The 1,494-nt window shown below is 74.2% G+C and carries 1 protein-coding gene; it reads left to right on the plus strand.

Going from position 1 to position 1,494, the window contains the following annotated elements; translation table 11 throughout:
• A partial coding sequence (locus tag ACYVE9_RS26410) for a beta-ketoacyl reductase (protein WP_461030414.1) occupies nt 1-1,494 on the plus strand: 1,494 nt, incomplete at both ends.

Genomic DNA, 1,494 nt, shown 5'->3' on the forward strand with positions numbered 1-1,494 from the left:
GGCGTCACGCGCTTCCTGGAGATCGGACCCGACAGCACCCTCACCGCCCTCACCCAGAACTGCCTGGACGACAGCTCGGGTTCGGCCTGCGTTCCGGTGCTGCGCAAGGACGGCGGCGAGGCGCGCCACCTTGCGGCGGCGATCGCCCGACTGCACCTGCACGGAGCGGTGCTCGCCTGGTCCGACATTCTGCCGGGCGCCCGGACGGTCGCGCTGCCCACCTACGCCTTCCGGCGCGACCGCTACTGGCTCGACCGTTCCTACGCCCAGAACGGCTCGGCGCTGTCCGAGGCTGTCGCGGGCGGGCTGCACCACGAGGTCGTCTGGCGGACGCTCACCGGACTGCCGCACGCCACCCGGCTCCCCGGTCGCTGGCTGCTCGTACGGCCCTCCACCCTGGCGGGCGACGACGCCGGGGACAGCGACCTGACGGCCGCCCTTCGGGATGCGGGTGCCGACCTGATCACGGTCCAGCAGCACCGCCATGACACGCGGGCCGAGCTGGGCAGTCGCATCGCCGCAGCCGTGGCCGACGGCCCCCTCACGGGCGTCGTCTCGCTGCTGGCGCTGAGCGCCGGGGAGTCCGGGGAACCGGAGGAGGTGCCCGAAGGCGTGCTCGGCACCGCGACCCTCATACAGGCGCTGGGGGACGTGGCGATCCAGGCCCCGGTGTGGGCGTTGACCAGAGGTGCCGTCGCCGTCGCGGCGAACGATCCGGCACCGGACCCCGACCAGGCGGCCGTCTGGGGCCTCGGGCGGGTCGCGGCCCTGGAACACCCAGACTGCTGGGGTGGTCTGCTCGACCTGCCCACGTCCCTCGACCGGCGCTCCGCCGCCCGGGTCGTCACCCTGCTCTCCGGCGCGGAGTCCGGCTCGGACACGCGTGAGGACCAGGTGGCCGTGCGTTCCGGTGCGGTCCTCGCGCGCAGGCTCGTGCCCGCACCGCCAGTGACCGGAACGGACCCCGATACCGGCACGAACTCCGGCATCGACACGGACTGGCGGCCCTCGGGCACGGTTCTCGTCACCGGCGGCACCGGGGCCCTGGGCGCCCAGGTGGCCCGCTGGGCCGCGGAGCAGGGCGCCGAACACCTGCTCCTGGTCAGCCGACGCGGCGCGGAGGCGCCGGGCGCGGCTGAACTCCGCGACGAACTGGCCTCGCTGGGGGCGACCACCACCTTCGTGTCCGTCGACCTGACCAGCCGGGACGCCGTCCGCGAGGTGCTCGACTCCCACGAGGTGAACGCCGTCGTCCACACGGCCGGTGTGCTGGACGACGGTGTGTTGGACGGGCTCGACGCCGAGCAGTTCGGCACGGTCTTCCGGGCGAAGGTCACCGGGGCCCGGCATCTGGACGAGCTGACCCGCGACCGCCACCTGGACGCCTTCGTCCTGTTCTCCTCCTTCGCCGGCACCGTGGGGTCCGCCGGGCAGGCCAACTATGCGGCGGCCAACGCGGTGCTGGACGCGTTGGCCGAGCGGCGGCGCGCCGAG

Source organism: Streptomyces sparsus (assembly GCF_054776295.1).